This window comes from Dongia mobilis (assembly GCF_004363235.1).
Classification (GTDB): Bacteria; Pseudomonadota; Alphaproteobacteria; order Dongiales; family Dongiaceae; genus Dongia; species Dongia mobilis.
Genome location: NZ_SNYW01000011.1, coordinates 233764 through 251016, shown reverse-complemented (window position 1 = coordinate 251016; position 17253 = coordinate 233764). Strand labels below are relative to the sequence as shown.

Genomic DNA, 17253 nt, shown 5'->3' with positions numbered 1-17253 from the left:
AGGTTCAGTGCGCCATCGCCCGACCGTGGCGGATCAGATCGGCAGCGCGTTCGGCGATCATCACCACGGCGGCGTTGATGTTGCCGGTGATCATGTCGGGCATCACCGAGGCATCGACCACGCGCAGGCTCTCGGCGCCGCGCACGCGAAGCGCGGTGTCGACCACGGCCAGCGGATCAGCGTCCGTGCCCATTTTGCAGGTGCCAAGCGGATGGTGGACGGTGATCGACGTCTTGCGGATATGGGCGTCGATCTCGGCATCCGCATCCTTGTCGCCGCCGGGAAAGAATTCGCGCTCGATGAAGCGCCGCATCGGTGATTGCGCCGCCACCTCGCGCGCCAGGCGCACACCGGCGCGCAGGGCCTTCCAGTCGCTATCCGTCGACATGAAGCGTTGCAGGATCCTGGGATGCGCCGCTGGATCGGCCGATTGCAGGGTCACGGCACCGCGGCTCTCCGGATGCAGCATGACGATGCGGCAGGCAAAGCCGTCCTTGAAGGGCTGCTTGAAGGGCTTCATGTAGGGATAGGCCCCCAGTGGAGCTGCGGTTAGCAGGAACTGGATGTCGGGCAGGGGAACATCGTCGCGGCTCTTGAGAAAGGCGGTGATGCCGCCCGGCACATCGGCGGCAAAACCGGTGCCGAGGAAATAGGCCTTGCCAAGTTCCCGCGCGATGCGGTCGTAGCGCATCATGGGGAGGAACGGCCCCGGTTCCTTGCGGTGGTACATCAGGATCACCGAAACGTGGTCCTGCAGGTTCTTGCCGACCCCCGGCAGCGCCACGCGCACTGGAATATCGTGTTGTTGCAGCTCCGCGGGATCGCCGATGCCCGAAAGGTTCAGCAATTGCGGCGTGTTGACCACGCCACCGGCCAGGATCACCTCGCGCCCCGCCCGCGCTGTCCGGGTGACGCCGTCCTGCACATACTCGACGCCGACGGCCCGATGGCCGTCCATGACGAGGCGTGTGGAAAGCGCCCGCACCTCGATGCAAAGGTTGCCGCGCGACCGCGCCGGCTTCAGATAGGCGGTGGCGCAGCTTGAGCGGCGGCCGTTGCGAATGGTCATCTGCAGGCGGCCAAAACCGTCCTGGCTGGCGCCGTTGTAGTCCGCAGTCCAGGCATGCCCGGCGCGCTTGCCGGATTCGGCGAAGCTTTCCAGCAGCGGATCCTGGTAATGGCAGAATTGCGTGCCGAGCGGCCCGTCGCCACCGCGATAGGCATCGGCGCCACCCTCCCAGCTTTCCTGTTTGCGGAAATAGGGCAGGGCATCGTCATAGGACCAGCCGGCAAGTCCCGCCGCAGCCCAGCGGTCGAAATCACCCTTGTTGCCGCGCACATAGGCCATCGCGTTGGTCGAGGAACAGCCGCCAACTACCTTGCCGCGCGCACACTCCACGGCACGTCCGTCGACGCTGGGCTCCGGCTCGCAGAAATACATCCAGTCATGAAGCCGCTTCTGCAGGATCTTGCCCCAGCCCAGCGGGATATGAATCCAGGGATCTCGATCCCAGTCGCCGGCCTCCAGGATGAGAACCGATGCGCCGCCGTCTTCGCTCAGCCGGTTGGCGAGCACACAGCCGGCAGACCCGGCGCCAACGATGACGTAATCGAATTCCGAAGCCCGCGCCATGACCGCCATCCCTGTTTGCGCAAAAATGGTTCACGCCATCCGGCGGAATGTGAACCAATCCGGCTTTTGCCGTTACCAATCGTTAACACGGGCAAGGCGGGGCGACAAGCGCCCGGGCGCTGAACCTGGACGCCGCGGCTGGTACCGGCAATCGGCTATTGCTGCGCGCTGCCGGCGGGAAAGGCGTGCTGGAAGATATAGCGCTGCACGTCACTGAGGTGCTGCTGCATCAGTTCCTGGGCGCGGTCGCCCTGGCGCGCCGCGATCGCCGCGGCGATGTCGCGGTGAAAATCGGCATAGACCGCCTGGCGCTTGTAGCAATTGGCATTTTCGCCGAGGCGCTGCCAGCCGCTGTCGCGCCGGCTCGATTGCAGCGTATCGTAGATGGCAAGGAACAGCGTGTTGCGGGCGATCTCGGCGATCGTGCGGTGGAAGCGCGAATCGGCCTCCTGATAACTGATCGTGTCGCTGGCGCTGCGCGTTTCCTCGACCAGGATCTGGAGGCGATTGATCTCGGTCTGCGAGGCGCGAAAGGCGGCAAGCCGGGCCATGACCGGCTCGATAGCAAGCCGCACTTCGATAACTTCCAGCGGATTGGTATGGTCGAGAATGCCGTCGAAGGCGCCGGTCACCGCAGCATCGGCGAGGGCGCCGAGAGATACTCTCTCGGCGGCCACCGCAACGGCGGCAAGCCCGCCGCCATTGCGGCCGGAGCCGTTTTCGCCATTGCGCTGGCGGCTGACGAAGGTGCCGCGGCCCTGATGTCGCGAGATCTGGCCTTCCTGCTCAAGCACATCGAGGGCGCGGCGCAGCGAACGCCGCCCGACCCCGAGTTCGAGCGCCAGGGTCCGCTCCGGCGGCACGCGCGAATCGGCCTCCTGGCGCGCGATCAGGCGCCGCAATTTGCTCAAGGTTGGGTCCACGCGTTCCATGCAGTGTTCCGGAACCGGCTTTCTCTTTCAAAGGCGGGCAACAGGGGAAGCATTGGTACCAATGTTCCGACAATTGATACCACGATCTGCAGACTGCGACAATTGTCGCACCATTAGGCCGCAATCTGCTGGATACAACGCTGGCGCCCGATCTGGCTCCGACTTCCCGTTGACGCTGTCGGAAAGAAATGGTTACGTTCTCGGCCAGAAGGACGCCCGGGAAACGAACCAATGCCGAATTGGTTCGGAACGGCGAATAGCGGAGGGTGATGATGTCGGCACAAGGCAAGACCGGCGCCCGGCTCGAGGGTAGCAATCTCCAAGCGGCGCTCGACCAGTTACACGCCGATGTCGAGAAGGCGAACATGGCCGGCTATTGGGTGGTCGACCGTACCGTCAAGAACGACGAAGACCGCCAGGTGATGGACAAGCGCAAGGCCATCCCGTTTTCATGGAAGTACAAGTCCGAGATCGAACCGCTGCTCTACCGCTCGGCCGAACTCATCACCACCGAAAGCTCCGAGCGTCGCTCGCTTGTCCTGGTCAATCCCGGGCTGGCGCCGAAGCGCGCCACCACCACCAACATGTATGTCGCCTATCGGCTGAATGATCCGCGCGAGATCATGCCGCCACACCGGCATTCGCCGAACGCGATCCGCCTTGGCCTAACCGGCAAGCAGAACTTCACCGGCGTCGAGGGCGAGAATATCACCTTCGGACCGGGCGATCTGGTGCTGACTCCCCATGACACGTGGCACAATCACGGCAACCAGGGTGACGACAACGCCATCAACCTCTCGGTCCTCGACCTGCCCCTGGCCGAGACCATGAATTGCATGTATTTCGAGCACGACTACACGGAGGAGGAAGAGGGCATCCGGGTCGCGCGCAAGATGCAGTCGGAGCGCTTTCCGCCGACCTATTCCCAGATGGTCTATGGCCATGGCGGCCTGCTGCCGCGCTTCGTCTCGCATCATCGCGGTGCCGGCGCGGCATCGCCGATGTATGTCTATCGCTACGACATGATGCGCGAGGCGCTAGAAAGGTTCCGCGACTGGGACGGCGACCCGCATGAAGGTATCATGATCGAGTATGTCGACCCGACCAGCGGCCAGCCGGTATTCAAGACCATCACCTTCTTCATGCAGATGCTGCGGCCTGGCGAAAGGACGCTGCCCCTGAAGCAGAGCGCCAGCCTCGTGATCTCCCCCTTCGAGGGTGAGGGCTACAGCATCGTCAACGACCAGAAGATCGAGTGGAACCAGTTCGACACGGTGGCCGTGCCGGGTGCTTCCTGGTGCCAGCACGTCAATACGTCGGATCGCGACCCGGCAATCCTGTTCGTGGCCAGCGACGAGCCGGCGCTGAAGGCGCTCGCCTTCTACCAGAAACACGGCAGAAACCAGAACGGCGACATTGTGAAGCTTGCCTAGGCGCGGCTTCGCTACGGACAGGAAATTATGGCACGCGCGAAGAATACCAAGCTGTTGGCCAATATCGACTGCCCCGGTGGTGGTCAGGTCTGGATCGATGGCAACATTCTCTATATCGGCCACATGCGCCAACCGACGGGAACGACCATCGTCGACGTTTCCGATCCGAAGAATCCGAAGACGCTGGCCCGTATCGACATGCCGGTGGGCTGGCACTCGCACAAGGTGCGCGTTGCCAACGGAATCATGGTGGTCAATCACGAGCGCCAGGGCATGGAAGGCGATGCCGAATTCGGTGGCGGGCTCGGCATCTATGATGTCTCCAGGCCCGCCAATCCGCGCCTGATCTCGAAATGGCGCACCCATGGCAAGGGTGTGCATCGCTACGATTTTGACGGCCGCTACGCCTATATCTCGCCGACCGCGGAAGGATATGTCGGCAATATCGCCATGATCCTCGATCTGAAGGATCCGGAGAAGCCGGAAGAGGTCGGACGCTGGTGGATTCCGGGGCAGTGGCAAGCCGGCGGCGAGGAATATCCCTGGGACAACTGGACGCCACCCCGGTGCCATCATCCCCTGCGCATGGGCGACCGGCTCTATGTCAGCTACTGGCATCATGGCTTCTTCATTCTCGACATCGCCGACATGGCGAAGCCGCAGCTGATCTCCGCGGTCAATACCTCGCCTACCTTCCCGCACCCGACCCATACCTGCCTGCCGATCCCGGAACCCCTGAAGGGGCGCAGGATCATGGTGGTTGCGGATGAGGACGTGGCAAAACTGTGGCCGGCAGCGCCTGCCTTTACCTGGATCTACGACATCACCAACGAGCATTGCCCGATTCCCATCTCGACCTTCCAGGTCGAGGGGCTTGACAGGGACGGGGCGCCGCAGCCGCCGATGATGGGTTGCCACCAGCCTTCGGAGCGGTTCAAGGGAACGACCATCCCCTTTGCCTGGTTCGCGCAGGGTTTGCGCATTCTCGACATTGCCGATCCCTTCAACCCCAGGGAAGTGGCGTTCTATGAGCCGGATCCGCCGAAGGGGTTCGAATTGTCATCATCCAATGATGTCACCATCGATGATCGCGGTCTGTGCTATCTGATCGACCGGCAGCGCGGCGTCGACATCATCGAAACCTCGGTGCTCTGATTTGAACGGCTTGACGGAAGAAACGGGGATCTGAAATGAGCGATATCACCACCATCGGCAAGAAGAACCCCAATCTGCCATTCCATCCGGCGGTCCGTGCGGGCGACTTCATATTTGTATCGGGACAAGTTGCCAAGGATGCGAACGGCAATATGTGCCACGGTAATATCGAGGAGGAAACACGCTGGACGATCGAGTCGATCCGGCGCATCCTGGCCGAGGACGGCGCCGATCTGAGCGACGTCGTGAAAGTGACCGTCTATCTCGAGGACGCGCGCAACTTCGGTCGCTACAACAGGGTCTTCGCCGAGTACTTCCCGGAGGGTCGCGTTTCGCGCACCACCGTCGAGGCGCGCGCGGTGATCGAGTGCAAAATCGAGATGGATGCCGTCGCCTACAAGCCGAAGCGCTGAGGCGAAATCGGGTAGAAATCGAACCGGCGGTTTGTCTCCGCCGTGACAGGGAGAAGAGAGATGCTGCGAGTTCTGGGCCGTTCCACGTCGGGCAACGTGCAGAAGGTTCTGTTCCTGCTGGAGGAACTGGGTGTGCCCTACAACCGCGAGGATTACGGTCGCCAGTTCAACAATACCCAGGACGAGACCTATCTCTCCCTCAATCCGAATGGCAAGGTGCCGACCCTGGTGGACGGTGATGCGGTCATCTGGGAATCGAACACAATCCTGCGCTACCTGGCGTCCAAGCATAAAAGCGCACTCTATCCGACCGATCTCGTCGCGCGGACGCAGGTCGAGCGCTGGATGGACTGGCTGCTGGCCTCGCTGAACGCTCCCTATGTGGCGATCTTCAAGGAATCCAAGAAACCGGCCGCTGAACGTGGGGCCAGTTTCGATGCCGATGCCAAGGAACTGAGGGCGCAACTGGAAATCCTCGCCAGGGGAACCGCTGGCCGGCCGTTCCTTGCCGGCAATGACTTCTCGCTGGCAGATGTCTGCCTCGGGCCCATCGTACATCGCTGTCTCGATTTCCCGGTCGATCTGCCGGGCCTCGACTCCTTGCGCGCCTGGCGCGACAAGGTGACATCGCGCCCGGCCTTCAAGAAGGCCATCGGCTGACGCAGGTTCGGAATTCCGCAGGCGGCAAAAAGACCGCCGACGAAGAAGAAACAAGAACAGGATCTGGCTCTATTCCGTCTGGGGGCGGCATGACCAAGGCAGCCGTTATCGGCTTGGGCACCATGGGACCTGGAATCTGCGCGACGCTGGCGCGGGCTGGGTTGACCGTCGCTGCCTTCGATCTCAGTGCCGAGCAGTGCGCCAGGGCGCCGGCCATGGTCGACATGGCAACGCAGGTGCTGGAGAAGCTCGGCGTTAACCTCGTCCCGGGTGGCTCGGTCGGCATTGTCGAATCGCTCGACCGTGCCGTGGCCGGGGCTGATCTCGTCATCGAGAACGTGCCGGAGAAGCTGGAACTCAAGCGGGAGATCTTCACGGCGATCTGCCGGGTCGCCGGCGATGGCGCGATCTTGGCCAGCGATACCTCCGGCATTCCCATCACCGACATCCAGGCCGGCATGGCAAACCCTGGCCGGATCGTCGGCATGCATTGGTCCAATCCGCCGCATATCATTCCGATGATAGAGGTGATCGCCGGCCGCGAGACCAAGCCGGACACCGTCGACTGGATGAAGGCATTCGCGCGTCGCATTGGCCATCTGCCGGTCGTCATCCGGAAGGACGTGCCGGGTTTCGTCGAGAACCGGGTGCTCTATTCCGTGATGCGCGAATGCGTCGATCTGGTGGAGCGGGGGGTTATAGACGCGCAAGACCTCGATACCTGCGTATCCTGGGGCATCGGCTACAAGCTGGCCGTGGTTGGCCCCATGTCGCTCCTCGATATGGCTGGTCTCGACATTTACAACGCCGTCGGTTCCTATCTGAATCGTGAGTTGTGTGATCGTGCCGACGTGGCACCCTATGTGACCGAGCGCGTCGCTGCGGGCAGGCTCGGCATGAAGACCGGCGGTGGTATCTACGACTATACGCCGGAAGGGATCGCAGCTCTGCGCGACGAGCGCGCGCGCAAGCTGGTGGCGGTACGGCGGATATTGCAGGAATAAGACGGGCGGGAGGAACCAGGAAGTACCGGCGGGAGCCCGAGATCCGGCCGCAAGATGACAACTGAACTCTGCAACAGACTGTTTGCGACGAGTACAACATCGAGAAAGAGCAGGAGGCTTTCGACATGATCAAGATTTCGAGACGGAATGCAGCACGGTCTGCGCTCGCTGCGGCAATGATGACCAGCATGTTCGCGCTTGCCGGCGGTGCGCTGGCGGCGGACGTGAAATCGATCGCAGTGCTGACGCCGGAGGAGCCGACCGATTACGGCTGGAACCAGCAGGGCCATGATGCCGCCAAGGCGGTGGCCGAGAAGTTCGGCCTGGAATTCATCCCGGCCACCGGCCTCGGCTATGGCGATGTCCATCCGCAGCTGCGCGAAGTGGCCGATGACGGCGCCAGCCTGATCATCGCCCATGCCAGCGGCTACAACACAGCCGCACCGGAAGTGGGTGCCGAGAAGGGCGTTCCCGTGGCGATCGTCGACCGCCCCGACGCCAACAAGCCGGGAGCCGTGGCCGATTACACCCTCTCCGGCCATGAAGGCGCCTATCTCGCCGGCATTCTCGCGGCGAAGACCACGACCACCAAGTCCGTCGGCATCGTTGTTTCCGGCGAGCCGCCCTCATGGAACTCGCAATCGGCCGCATTCGCCCAGGGCGTCAAGGCGGCGGATCCGTCCGTGAAGGTGCTCTATGCCGTCATCGGCCCGGCTGCCTATTCCGATGCGGCGGGCGGCCGCCGTGTGACCGACCAGGTCATCGCCGCGGGTGCGGATGTGATCTTCGGTCAGGGCGACGGTGCCACTTTCGGCATGCTGCAGGCGACCGAAACGGCAAAGTCCGCTTCCGGCGGCAAGGTCTTTTTCATCGACGTGATCGGTGACAAGACCGGCATGGAGGGGGCGACCAGCCTGCTCTCCTCGGTGGTCTGGAACCTGGTGCCGGTCTATACGGCCATGGTCGAGGATCTGCAGGCCGACAAGTTCGGCACGCGCGGCTACTCGATCCAGCTGGCCGATGATTCCGTGCAGCTGATCAAGACTGACAACGGCTCTGCCGAGGCCTGGGCCGCTGTGGACGAGGTCAAGAAGCAGATCGTCGACGGCAGCCTGAAGATCGATCCGATCTGGGATGCCAAGGACGTCCGCGCTCTGATGAGCTCGGTGACGGATGCCCCGGCCCAGTAAGTATTGACCAGCAGATACGTCGCCCAACGGCGACGATCCATAGGGGGCCACGCCGCGCCCGTGTGCACGGCGTGGCCCGCCTGTCGAGTGGATAGATGAACGCAATCACCGCGCCCAGCCCAGTTGTCGCCGTTCGTAACGTCACCAAGAGGTTCCCGGGGGTGCTCGCGAACGACCGTGTTTCGCTGGCGTTCCATGCCGGCGAGGTGCATGTACTCCTCGGTGAGAATGGCGCCGGCAAGTCGACACTGATCGGTATTCTGGCCGGCATGCAGCAGCCGGACGAGGGCGAGATCCTGATCGACGGCCAGGCGGTGCGTATCGGCTCGCCGCGACAGAGCCTTGAATTCGGTATCGGCACCGTGTTCCAGCATGTCCTGCTGGTGCCGAGCCTGAGCGTCATCGAAAACCTGATGCTGGGCGGCGGCTGGTGGGGTCGCCTCGTCAAGGCGCCGGCGCTCGCCCGCTTCCGAGAGCTGTCGACGCTGCTCGGCGTCGCCATCGATCCGGACGCGATCGTGGGGCGCCTTTCGCTCGGCGAGCAGCAGCAGGTCGAAATCATGCGCGCCCTCTGGCGCGGCGAGAAGGTACTCATTCTGGACGAACCGACCTCGATGCTGACGCCCCAGGGGGTGCGGGATCTGGGCGAGGTCATCAAGCGCCTGCGCGCCAAGGGGGTAGCGGTCATCCTCATTACCCACAAGCTGCTCGAAGCCTATGAGTTCGGTGACCGCATATCGGTCCTGCGATTAGGCCGCGTCGTCGGCGATATTCCGCCGGAGCGCCTCTCGGCGATGGGCGAGGCGGAAGCGACGGATGCCATCATCGAGCTGATGTTCGGCAAGGAGGCGGCGCGCTCGGGCGAGGCAGAGACCCTGGTCGACACCGCGCATCGGCAGCGCCAGGTGGCGCGCGACCGGGCGCCGCGCCTGACCCTGCGCGGCGTCAGTACCGAGGCGGCGCGTGGCGAGTGTCCGCTCCGCGAAGTGAGTTTCGAGCTCTGGCCTGGCGAGGTTCTCGGCATTGCCGGTGTCGACGGCAACGGTCAGAAGCATCTTGCCGAAGTGCTGGCGGGACAGCGAGGCGTTAGTGCCGGGCGGATCGAACTCAATGGCGGCGACATCACCGGGGCCGGCGTCCCGGCGCGGCGCCAGGCGGGGATCCGCTACGTTACCGACGAACGCCTGGGCGAGGGCACCGTCGGCATCTTCTCGGTCGCCACCAATCTGGTTCTCAAGGAGATCGGCCGGCCGCCCTATTGGAGCAGGGGATGGAGCGATTGGGACGGCATCCACGGCCATGCCCGCGACCAGATCGGCCGCAACGACATCCGCACGCCCTCCGAAAGGACGCCCGTCGCCAAGCTTTCCGGCGGCAACATCCAGAAGGTGCTGCTGGCGCGCGAGATCAACAGCGAGGCGCAGGTGGTTGTCTTCAACAAGCCGACCTACGGTCTCGACCTGCAGAACACGCGGCTGGCCCATGAACGCATCATCGCCAGCGCCGATCACGGAATTGCCATCGTGGTGATCTCAACCGATCTCGACGAACTCATCAAGGTCAGCGACCGCATCGGCGTGATGTTCCAGGGGCGTCTTGCCGGCATCGTCGAGAACGGCCCTGACATCGAACGCCGCGTCGGCCTGCTGATGACGGGAGTGGAAGCGGCATGAGTGCCAGCGCCGACATCGATTTGACCGCTGCCGAGCAGGAGCGGCAGGAACGCCGGCGGGAGATCCTGGCGGCGGTCCTGCGCGTTCTCATTCCGGTCATGGCTGCCCTGGTGATGGGCGGAATCATCCTGCTCATCCTCGGCAAGAATCCGCTCGACTATTACGGTTTCGTCCTGCGGCGCGGCCTGCTCACCTGGGGCGGCCTGCAGGAAACGCTCACCCGCATGGCACCCCTGCTGCTGATTGGCGCCGGGCTCATCGTCGCCTTCCGGGCCGGCATATGGAATCTCGGCACCGACGGCCAGTTCCTGATTGCCGCTGTGCTGTCCGCGGCCTTGGCGCCGGCTCTCATCACCGTCCTGCCGGATGCGTTGACCATCATCATCTGCATGGTGGTGTCGATGCTGGCGGCGGCGATCTGGTCGCTCATCCCGGCAATCCTCAAGGCACGCTATGGCATCAACGAGATCATCACCTCGCTGATGATGAGCTTCCTCGGCGTCAGTTTCGCCAATGTCCTGGTAAAGCTCTTCTTCCGCGATCCCGCGACCACGGTGCCACAGACCATGAGCCTGGCGGTTGAGGATCGCCTGCCGCGCCTCTTCGACACCACGATCCATCTGGGGCTCATCATCGCCCTTGTCGTCATCGTCCTGGTCCATGTCATGATGACGCGGACCGCCTTCGGCCTGAAATTGCAGGTAGTCGGGGCCAATCCGGCGGCAGCTGTCCATGCCGGCCTCAGAGTGGGCTGGCTTACCATCGCCACTTTCGCCATCAGCGCGGGATTGATCGGGCTTGGCGGCGCTGTCGAAATTCTCGGCGTCTGGGGTGTGGTGCGGGCGGATTGGAATCCGGCTTTTGGCCTGCTCGTGGTGCCGCTGGTGTTCCTCGCGCGTTTCAACGGCTATGCGACGATTGGCTTTACGCTGTTCTTCTCGGCGCTCATGATCGGCGGCGACAGCGCTGCACGGCGCGTCGGCGTGCCCAATGACTTCGTCCTGGTGCTGGTGGCATTGCTGCTGATCTTCCTGGCCGTGGTCGAATATCTCGACCATCTGCGCCGCAAGAAAGCGGGGGCCTGACTTCATGAACGCGCTTCTGGCCCAACCCTTCCTCACCGCCCTCGTTTTCGGGGCGATCACCGCCGGCATCCCGCTGCTGCTGGCTGGCCTTGGCGAGCAGATCTCCGAGAAGGCGGGTGTCCTCAATATCGGCATCGAAGGTATGATGTTGTTCGGCGCCTATGCCGGCTTCGTCGCCGCCTATTATTCCGGTTCCTTCCTGGTCGGGTTCGTCGTCGGCGGCCTCGGCGGTGCATTGGTCGCTGCCCTGGTCATGCTGCTCTGCATCCGCTTCGGTCTCAACCAGATCGTGATCGGCATCGCCGTCACCCTCGGCTTCGAGGGCCTGACCGCGATCCTGCATCATTTTCAGTTCAGCCGGACCTATCCGCGCCTTGCTGCGGCACCTGTCGTCGACATTCCGGGCCTTGCCGCCATTCCCGTGATCGGTCCTGGCCTCTTCAGTCACAATGCCATGGTCTATCTGGCTGTCGCCCTCGTGGCGGTGCTGGCCTGGGCTTTCCGCCACACCTATTTCGGCCTCAACCTGGAGGCGGCCGGCAACAAGCCTGCCGCCCTCGACGCCGCCGGTATCGACGTCATGAAGACCCGCACCATCGCGGTCCTTTGCACCGGCTTGCTGGCGGGGGTCGGCGGCGCCTATATGGCCAATGTCGGCGCCGGCATCTTCGTCCCCTTCATGACCGGCGGCGCCGGTTTCATCGGCATCGTGCTCGCCATGCTGGCGCGGGGGCGGCCCCTCTGGGTGCTGCTCGGCGCGCTGCTCTTCGGGGTCAGCCTATCCATGACCACGGCGCTGCAGGTGGCCGGCGTCAACATTCCCACCGATGTGGTCCAGATGCTACCATTCACCATGGTCATGCTGGTTCTGGTAATCTTCGCCCGGCACAGCGTGCTGCCGCCGGCACTGGGATTGCCCTATGTGCGGGGTGACCGCTGACGACGACCCGGATCCGTTTCAAGGGAGGTTGGAGAATGACCGATACGAAAGTCTATCTGCTCGATGGTGGTACATTGGTTATCGACGGTTTCCACGCCTTCTGGAACCGTGGCCCGGCCGGTGAGGTGCGCTTTCCCTGCTATTCCGTCGTGATCGAACACAAGGACGGACGCTACATGTTCGACACCGGCTACGATTTCGACCATGTCATGCGCGTTCTCCCGTTCGAGAAGCCGATCCAGGACGAAAGCCAGAAGATCCCCGGTCAGCTCGCCAAGATCGGCTTGAAGCCGGGCGACATCAACTATGTGATCAATTCGCACTATCATTTCGATCATTGCGGCGGGAACAAGCACCTGCACAATGCCTGCACCATCTGCCACGCCAAGGAGCTGGAGCAGAGTGCCAATTGCCAGCCCTTCGAGCATCTCGGCTATTCGGACCTTACCTTCTCGCCGGAAATCATGAAGGCGAAAGGCGTCGAACTGCCGCCCGATCCCGTGCTCGACGTCTATACCCCGAAATTCGAGACGCTCTCCGGCGATCAGGAGATCGCCAAGGGGCTCTGGCTGTTCGAGACGCCGGGCCACACGGCCGGCCATTACAGCCTGATGGTGGAGCTCAAGAACCGCCGTCCGATGCTGTTCACAGCCGATGCCTGCTACAGTCAGAAGAACATGGACATGATGTGCATCTCCAGCTTCCACCTCGACCCGACGGCGAGCCTCAATTCGATGAAGCGCCTGAAAGCGCTGGCCGAGAAGTACGACGCCGAGTTGTTCTATTCCCACGACCTCGAAAGCTTCAAGACCTACCAGACCGGCGCCAACTACTATTCGTGAGGCAGGCCGGGTAGCAAGAAAAAGGGGCCTGCCTCAGGCAAGAGGCGGGCCCCAGTCTTTAGGGACGTTTCTCCAGGGTAATCCTGCTAGTAGCGCACCATGCCGGCATCGACATTGAGCGCCTGGCCGGTGATCCAATGCGCTTCCTCCGAGGCGAGGAAGGCGACCGCCGGCACGATGTCATTGGGCTTGCCGTGGCCCTTGATCGCCTGCAGCATCTCGACGAAGCCGAAGGCCTCCTTGTGCGGCGTCTGCTGCACGCCTTCGGTATCGACAAGGCCCGGCAGCACTGTGTTGACGGTGATCTTGTAGGCGCCAAGCTCGGTCGCGAGTGCACGGCCGAAGGCCAGCACGCCGCCCTTCGAGGCGACGTAATGCGCCATGTTCGGCGTTCCCGCCAGCATCGAGTTCGAGCCGAAATTGACGATGCGGCCGTAATTGTTCTTGCGCATCATGTCGGAACCAGCCCGGCACATGAGATAGAGCCCGTCATAATTGACGCGGGCGACGCGGCGCCATTCCTCGAAGGTAAGCTCATCCCACTTCACGAAGGGCACGATGGCGGCGACATTGACCAGAACGTCGAGCTTGCCGGCCTTGGCGGCGACCGCCCCGAACAGATTCGAGACCGAGTCCGGGTCGCCGATATCAACTTGATGGCCGAACGACTTGCCGCCGATTTCCCTGGCGGTCGCCTCGGCGCCGGCACCGTTGATGTCGGCCGCGACCACGGTGGCGCCTTCCGAGCCCAGGCGCAAGGCGACGGCCTTGCCCATGCCCTGTGCCGCACCGCTCACCACTGCCACGCGACCTTCAAATCTGCGCATTTCGAACTCCCTGCTCATCGTGTTTGCTGATTGGTTTCCTATGCCTTGCCCTTGGCGATCACCCTGGTTGCCGCCTCGACGCCGGCACCGATATCGACTCTGCGGCCCAGTTTCCGGAGCGCGCCGCCAAAGGCGGTGACAGCGACGACGGCATAGATCGGCTCCGCCACCGGGCCCATATGGCCGATGCGGATGAGCTTGCCGAGGGTGTCATTGCGCCCGGTGGAGAGCACCACGCCGTATTCGGCGCGGGCGGCGGCGATAATGTCGGTATCCTTGAGGCCTTTCGGGACCCTGACCGCAGTGCAGGTGGGCGAGGCGATGGCTTCGCTTTTCGCCCAAAGCTCCAGGCCCATCGCCCGGATGCCGGCGCGGGTCGCCCTGGCGGTCAGCGCGTGGCGATGCCAGACCTTTTCCGGCCCCTCGTCCAGATACTGGTCGAGAGCCGCGTCAAGGCCGTTCACCTCGGCGACCGAGGGCGTGAAGGGGAACGGCTTCTTCCTGCTCCAGGCATCCTTCCAGTCCTTGAGGCTGAGGGCCGAGGCGAACGGCGCCTTCGGATTCTTCTCGATATGCTTCCAGGCCCGGTCGCTGACTGCCATCACGGTGAGGCCCGGCGCGCCGCCGAGGCATTTGCCGGGGCCGGTGATGAAGACGTCGGCGAAGCAGTCGTCGGGATGGATGTCCATGCCGCCGAAGGACGAGACCGCGTCCACGATCAGCAGGGCATTGTTGTCGCGCACGATCTTGCCGATCTCGCGGGCGGGGTTGATCGTGCCGGAGGGGGTGTCGTGGTGCACCAGCGACACGATCTTGATTCCCGGGTTCTTCTTGAACGCGGCAGCAACCGCCTTCGGTGAAATTGCCTCGTTATAGGGGACCTCGATCTCGACCATGTCCTTGTGATAGCGCGCCGACCAATAGCCGAAACCCTTGCCATAGACGCCCGACGCCAGGTTGAGGACGGTATCCTCCGGCCCGATCAGCGATGCGGCCGTGGCCTCGATGCCCGGTGCCGGCTCGCAATGCAGGATCAGCGCGGGCTCCTTCACCCGCATTGCCCTGGCGCATTTGCGGGCGACGGCTTCGTAGAATTCCTGGAACCAGGGGTCGTAGTCGTACTGCACGGGGCGGGAGAGGGCCTGCAGGATGCTGGGATAGGCCGCCACCGGTCCCGCCGACAGGGTGATCACCGGCTCCTTGACGCTGGCTTTGAAAGACATTTGGTTCGGCCTCCCCTGATTTGGTTCGTGGCGGCATCGTTCCGACCGCGACATTTGATATCTACAATGAATGATAGACTGGCGCGGCGGAAAGTGAAAATACTTATCCGCACGATCGGGAAAATTGGTGCAGGTGCCATGGCGACAAGGCGGGATAATTGGTTCGACGTGCTGATTATTGGTTCAGGGACCGCTGGCGCTGTCCTGGCCGCGCGCCTATCCGCCGACCCGGCGCGGCGCGTCGGCCTGGTTGAAGCCGGTGGTGCGGCCACCCATCCGTTCATCGCCGAACCAGCCAAATGGCCGCTGCTACAGGGCAGCGAGGTCGACTGGGGATACCGCACCGTTCCGCAAGTCCATACCGCTGGGCGCCAGCATGACTGGCCGCGCGGCCGCGTGATCGGTGGCTCCACCGCCATCAACGCCATGGCCCATGTGCGCGGCCATCCATCCGATTTCGACCGCTGGGCGGCGGCGGGTTGTGCCGGCTGGGGGTTCGCCGATCTCTTTCCCTATTTCCTGAAATCCGAGACTTATGTTCCCGGCCCGGATCCCTATCACGGGCAGAACGGGCCGCTCCACCTCATCCGGCCGACCGAGCCCCATCCGGTTACCCTTGCCTATATGGCGGCGGGAGAGGAGCGCGGGCGCCAGCCCACGCCCGACCACAACGGGGCGCGGATGGACGGGCCCTGTCTCAACACACTCACCATCAAGGACGGTCGTCGCCAGACCATCGCCGACGCCTATCTCGCTCCCCTACGCGGGCGGCAGAATCTGTTCGTCCTGCAGACGACCGAGGTTTCGCGTCTGGTGTTGGAAAACGGACGGGTCACCGGCATATGCGCCGGCTCCATCACCTATGGCGCCGACAAGGTCGTCCTTGCCGCGGGCGCCATCGGTTCGCCCCTGCTGCTGCTGCGCTCGGGCATCGGGCCGGCCGACGAATTGCGGGCCCTGGGGATCGCCGTCCAGTGCGACCTGCCGGGGGTCGGGCGCAACCTTCATGATCATCTGCTGTCGGGCGGGAATGTCTATCGCGCCCGGCATACGGTTCCGCCCTCGCGCTACCAGAACTCGGAATCGCTCATGTACCTGCACCGTGCCGGCGCGGATCCGGCGGCGGCGCCGGAGATGGTGCTGGCCTGCGTCGTGGCGCCGGTCGTGACCGAGCAGTTCGCGGCCCCGCCCATGGGCGAGGCCTATACGCTGATGTTCGGCTTCACCCATCCCCGCAGCCGCGGCAGCCTGCGCCTGGCTTCGGCCGATCCAGCCGTCCCGCCGCTGATCGATCCCAACTACCTGGCCGAAAGCTACGATCGGGAGGTCTATCTCGAGGCGCTCGACACGGCGCGGGAAATTGGTGCCGCCCGCGCCCTCGACGACTGGCGCGCTGCCGAAATCCTGCCGGGCGCGGCCAGCCTCGGCCGCGCCGACAAGTTCGCCTTTCTCGCGAAAGCGGCATTCACGCACCATCATCCGGTCGGCACCTGCCGCATGGGCGTGGATGCCGGTTCGGTGGTGGGGCCGGGCCTCGCCCTGCGCGGAGTCGACGGGCTCTATGTCTGCGATGCCTCCGTCATGCCCACCATTACCACCGGACCAGTCAACGCCGCTATCGTGGCCATGGCCGAGCGCTTCAGCGATCTGCTGGCGGATCGCGTGCCGCTTGCTCCAAGGTTGCCGCATGGTCAGGTGCATGTGCCGTGAGGCAATGCTTGACAGGATGGTCTCTCTCGGGCGCCATGCGCACCACTTCTGGCGGATTTCACGAACAAGGACGGGATTGGGTGTGCGGATAGGACCTGCTTTCTTGCTGCCATTGCTGGCTTTGACTGCCGCCTGCACCGGCGTGGCGGGTCAAACGGACGCTGCCCCGGTCCGGTTCAGTTTGCAGAATACCGGCACGACACCCATTTCCTGTCGCCTGATCTATGGCCATTGGGTCGAGCGCGATTACGGCGAACTGGCACCGCGCGAAAGCCGGCAGGACAGTTTTGCCCAGCAGGGCGACGGTGGCCTCTTCACCATGCGCCCCGATGGCGCTGCGCGCATGATGATCGAGACCGTGCAATGCGCCCAATATCCGGATTGGCTGGGCACGGTCGGGCAGGTTGACTTCACGCCGGCGCGACGCGGGAAAGTGCGAGCGCTTGCGGCGCGCTGCGCCATGCCGTCACAGGGTGGCAGGATCGCCTGCGAGCCGCTAGAAATGACGACTGCCCCATAACGCGGCGCAGCCG

General features: G+C 63.7%; 16 protein-coding genes. 12 read left to right on the top strand and 4 right to left on the bottom strand.

Annotated features, from left to right (window positions below):
• Nucleotides 1-4: 4 nt before the first annotated feature.
• Together A8950_RS15680 and A8950_RS15675 are read right to left on the bottom strand one after the other, a co-directional pair.
• A complete protein-coding gene (locus tag A8950_RS15680; protein WP_133614617.1) occupies nucleotides 5-1633 on the bottom strand; it encodes a GMC family oxidoreductase in 1629 nt (542 codons plus the stop codon).
• A gap of 155 nt (nucleotides 1634-1788) precedes the next feature.
• Nucleotides 1789-2565: a FadR/GntR family transcriptional regulator gene (locus tag A8950_RS15675; RefSeq protein ID WP_133614616.1), complete on the bottom strand. Its 777-nt coding sequence runs from the start codon at nucleotides 2563-2565 to the stop codon at nucleotides 1789-1791.
• Between the two features lie 269 nt (nucleotides 2566-2834).
• On the opposite strand from A8950_RS15675, the gene A8950_RS15670 reads away from it, so the two are divergent.
• The 10 genes from A8950_RS15670 to pldA all read left to right on the top strand — a co-directional run bounded on the left by A8950_RS15670 (nucleotide 2835) and on the right by pldA (nucleotide 12960).
• Nucleotides 2835-3998, top strand: a complete 1164-nt coding sequence (locus tag A8950_RS15670) for a cupin domain-containing protein (protein ID WP_208109884.1) — start codon at nucleotides 2835-2837, stop codon at nucleotides 3996-3998.
• Between the two features lie 27 nt (nucleotides 3999-4025).
• Nucleotides 4026-5153, top strand: coding sequence for an LVIVD repeat-containing protein (locus A8950_RS15665; RefSeq protein ID WP_133614615.1), 1128 nt, complete (start codon nucleotides 4026-4028; stop codon nucleotides 5151-5153).
• A 35-nt stretch (nucleotides 5154-5188) separates the two neighbouring features.
• Nucleotides 5189-5566: a RidA family protein gene (locus A8950_RS15660; RefSeq protein ID WP_133614614.1), complete on the top strand. Its 378-nt coding sequence runs from the start codon at nucleotides 5189-5191 to the stop codon at nucleotides 5564-5566.
• A gap of 60 nt (nucleotides 5567-5626) precedes the next feature.
• Nucleotides 5627-6226, top strand: coding sequence for a glutathione S-transferase family protein (locus A8950_RS15655; RefSeq protein ID WP_133614613.1), 600 nt, complete (start codon nucleotides 5627-5629; stop codon nucleotides 6224-6226).
• An 89-nt stretch (nucleotides 6227-6315) separates the two neighbouring features.
• Nucleotides 6316-7230, top strand: coding sequence for a 5-formyl-3-hydroxy-2-methylpyridine 4-carboxylate 5-dehydrogenase (fhmpcd1, locus tag A8950_RS15650; protein ID WP_133614612.1), 915 nt, complete (start codon nucleotides 6316-6318; stop codon nucleotides 7228-7230).
• A gap of 125 nt (nucleotides 7231-7355) precedes the next feature.
• Nucleotides 7356-8420 carry a putative B6 ABC transporter substrate-binding protein gene (locus tag A8950_RS15645; protein ID WP_133614611.1) on the top strand — a complete coding sequence of 355 codons (1065 nt, stop codon included), beginning with the start codon at nucleotides 7356-7358 and terminating at the stop codon, nucleotides 8418-8420.
• Between the two features lie 95 nt (nucleotides 8421-8515).
• Nucleotides 8516-10093: a putative B6 ABC transporter ATP-binding protein gene (locus A8950_RS15640; protein WP_133614610.1), complete on the top strand. Its 1578-nt coding sequence runs from the start codon at nucleotides 8516-8518 to the stop codon at nucleotides 10091-10093.
• Entirely contained in the window at nucleotides 10090-11178 is a 1089-nt protein-coding gene (locus A8950_RS15635) for a putative B6 ABC transporter permease subunit 2 (protein ID WP_133614609.1), read from the top strand. The genes A8950_RS15640 and A8950_RS15635 overlap by 4 nt, the downstream gene beginning before the upstream one ends.
• A gap of 4 nt (nucleotides 11179-11182) precedes the next feature.
• Nucleotides 11183-12118: a putative B6 ABC transporter permease subunit 1 gene (locus A8950_RS15630; protein ID WP_133614608.1), complete on the top strand. Its 936-nt coding sequence runs from the start codon at nucleotides 11183-11185 to the stop codon at nucleotides 12116-12118.
• 35 nt (nucleotides 12119-12153) lie between these two features.
• Nucleotides 12154-12960 (top strand): 4-pyridoxolactonase, encoded by an 807-nt coding sequence (gene pldA / locus A8950_RS15625; protein WP_133614607.1) that lies wholly within the window; start codon nucleotides 12154-12156, stop codon nucleotides 12958-12960.
• Between the two features lie 86 nt (nucleotides 12961-13046).
• Here pldA and pldH read toward each other — a convergent pair whose 3' ends face one another.
• Together pldH and ppaT are read right to left on the bottom strand one after the other, a co-directional pair.
• Nucleotides 13047-13787 carry a pyridoxal 4-dehydrogenase, SDR-type gene (gene pldH / locus A8950_RS15620; RefSeq protein ID WP_133614606.1) on the bottom strand — a complete coding sequence of 247 codons (741 nt, stop codon included), beginning with the start codon at nucleotides 13785-13787 and terminating at the stop codon, nucleotides 13047-13049.
• 38 nt (nucleotides 13788-13825) lie between these two features.
• Entirely contained in the window at nucleotides 13826-15010 is a 1185-nt protein-coding gene (gene ppaT, locus A8950_RS15615; RefSeq protein ID WP_133614605.1) for a pyridoxamine--pyruvate transaminase, read from the bottom strand.
• 168 nt (nucleotides 15011-15178) lie between these two features.
• On the opposite strand from ppaT, the gene A8950_RS15610 reads away from it, so the two are divergent.
• Both A8950_RS15610 and A8950_RS15605 read left to right on the top strand, forming a co-directional pair.
• Nucleotides 15179-16720 (top strand): GMC family oxidoreductase, encoded by a 1542-nt coding sequence (locus A8950_RS15610; protein WP_133614604.1) that lies wholly within the window; start codon nucleotides 15179-15181, stop codon nucleotides 16718-16720.
• A 103-nt stretch (nucleotides 16721-16823) separates the two neighbouring features.
• Entirely contained in the window at nucleotides 16824-17240 is a 417-nt protein-coding gene (locus A8950_RS15605) for a hypothetical protein (protein ID WP_133614603.1), read from the top strand.
• The last annotated feature ends 13 nt before the right edge of the window (nucleotides 17241-17253 follow it).